This window comes from Paraglaciecola sp. MB-3u-78, assembly GCF_002835935.1.
Lineage (GTDB): Bacteria > Pseudomonadota > Gammaproteobacteria > Enterobacterales > Alteromonadaceae > Paraglaciecola.
On the sequence record NZ_PJCF01000025.1, the window covers coordinates 1 to 2,384 of the forward strand.

A 2,384-nucleotide genomic window follows, 5' to 3' on the forward strand; every position below is an offset into this window, starting at 1 on the left:
CGTTCAACTCGATCAGAAACCGAATAGTCGCTATTTCCACACTTTGAACGAGTAACTGCTCAATTTGTCGAAATAACTCGCCCTACCCGCTTACCTTTTCGTTAAGCGTTAGGTGCAATACCTGAATAAACAGAGTATTGCCGTTGTATGCGTGACAAGTTTTCATCACAAAATCAGATAGAGTAAGTTCCTAAGAACACTCTTTTAGTTTTCGATTACTTTTTATCAGCTTTCCATATTGTTAAAGAACATTGTGACCTGCGTTACACGCTGGCTACAATTAAGGTTTAAAAAACCTTAATCAATAAACACTGACTAGTGAACACTAATAAGTACGCATTGATTAAGGTTACTTAATCTTATTAAAAACCAAGAGTTGGTAGGCTTGGGCAGACTTGAACTGCCGACCTCACCCTTATCAGGGGTGCGCTCTAACCAGCTGAGCTACAAGCCTATTATTCTGACTAGGCCAGATAAGTGGTGGAGCTAAGCAGGATCGAACTGCTGACCTCCTGCGTGCAAGGCAGGCGCTCTCCCAGCTGAGCTATAGCCCCGTAAATATTGGTAACTTCGCTCTAGCCTAGGCCCGAACAAAAATACTCATAAATACAAAGTCTCTCGGTTTCTCTTCATCAAAACAAAACAATCTGTGTGAACACTCAACGAAGCAAGGTCCGCCGTAATAGTAAGGAGGTGATCCAACCCCAGGTTCCCCTAGGGTTACCTTGTTACGACTTCACCCCAGTCATGAATCACAAAGTGGTAAGCGTCCTCCCGAAGGTTAGACTACCTACTTCTTTTGCAACCCACTCCCATGGTGTGACGGGCGGTGTGTACAAGGCCCGGGAACGTATTCACCGCAACATTCTGATTTGCGATTACTAGCGATTCCGACTTCATGGAGTCGAGTTGCAGACTCCAATCCGGACTACGACGAGCTTTAAGGGATCCGCTTACCCTCGCAGGTTCGCTTCCCTCTGTACTCGCCATTGTAGCACGTGTGTAGCCCTACTCGTAAGGGCCATGATGACTTGACGTCGTCCCCACCTTCCTCCGGTTTGTCACCGGCAGTCTCCTTAGAGTGCCCAACTTAAGGCTGGCAACTAAGGACAAGGGTTGCGCTCGTTGCGGGACTTAACCCAACATCTCACGACACGAGCTGACGACAGCCATGCAGCACCTGTATCTAGATTCCCGAAGGCACAGCAAAATCTCTTCTGCCTTTCTAGTATGTCAAGAGTAGGTAAGGTTCTTCGCGTTGCATCGAATTAAACCACATGCTCCACCGCTTGTGCGGGCCCCCGTCAATTCATTTGAGTTTTAACCTTGCGGCCGTACTCCCCAGGCGGTCTACTTATCGCGTTAGCTTCGCTACTCACGGATTAAATCCACAAACAGCTAGTAGACAGCGTTTACGGTGTGGACTACCAGGGTATCTAATCCTGTTCGCTACCCACACTTTCGCACATGAGCGTCAGTCTTTGGCCAGGGAGTCGCCTTCGCCACTGATGTTCCTTCTGATATCTACGCATTTCACCGCTACACCAGAAATTCCACTCCCCTCTCCAAGACTCTAGTCTGCCAGTTCTAAATGCTATTCCCAGGTTGAGCCCGGGGCTTTCACATCTAGCTTAACAAACCGCCTGCGTGCGCTTTACGCCCAGTAATTCCGATTAACGCTCGGACCCTCCGTATTACCGCGGCTGCTGGCACGGAGTTAGCCGGTCCTTCTTCTGTTGCTAACGTCATACCTGATGGGTATTAACCACCAAGCTTTCCTCACAACTGAAAGTGCTTTACAACCCGAAGGCCTTCTTCACACACGCGGCATGGCTGCATCAGGCTTGCGCCCATTGTGCAATATTCCCCACTGCTGCCTCCCGTAGGAGTCTGGGCCGTGTCTCAGTCCCAGTGTGGCTGATCTTCCTCTCAGAACAGCTAGAGATCGTCGCCTTGGTGAGCCTTTACCTCACCAACAAGCTAATCTCGCTTAGGCCACTCTCTGGGCGAGAGGAGCAAGCTCCCCCCTTTGGTCCGTAGACGTTATGCGGTATTAGCTATCGTTTCCAATAGTTATCCCCCACCCAAAGGCATGTTCCTAAGTATTACTCACCCGTCCGCCACTCGACATCATCTAGCAAGCTAGACATGTTTCCGTTCGACTTGCATGTGTTAGGCCTGCCGCCAGCGTTCAATCTGAGCCATGATCAAACTCTTCAATTAAATATTAAAAATATGAATTTTTTTTGGTGAACTCTCACTTCGTGAGTGTCCACACAGATTGTCTTGTTCTAATTGTTAAAGAGCATGCTAACTGCGTTAGCGGCTTAAGTGGTTGTCCGTAGACCCTCTTAAGCGGGAGGCGAATAATACGCGGTTCCCAT

The 2,384-nt window shown here is 48.7% G+C and carries 2 tRNA genes and 1 rRNA gene; all 3 read right to left on the bottom strand.

The features are described 5' to 3' along the window. Positions 1-377: 377 nt before the first annotated feature. The 3 genes from CXF95_RS26085 to CXF95_RS26095 all read right to left on the bottom strand — a co-directional run bounded on the left by CXF95_RS26085 (position 378) and on the right by CXF95_RS26095 (position 2,223). Positions 378-454: transfer RNA gene (locus CXF95_RS26085), tRNA-Ile, on the bottom strand. Between the two features lie 24 nt (positions 455-478). After that, positions 479-554: transfer RNA gene (locus tag CXF95_RS26090), tRNA-Ala, on the bottom strand. Between the two features lie 132 nt (positions 555-686). Further along, positions 687-2,223: ribosomal RNA gene (locus CXF95_RS26095) — 16S ribosomal RNA — on the bottom strand. Positions 2,224-2,384: the final 161 nt, after the last annotated feature.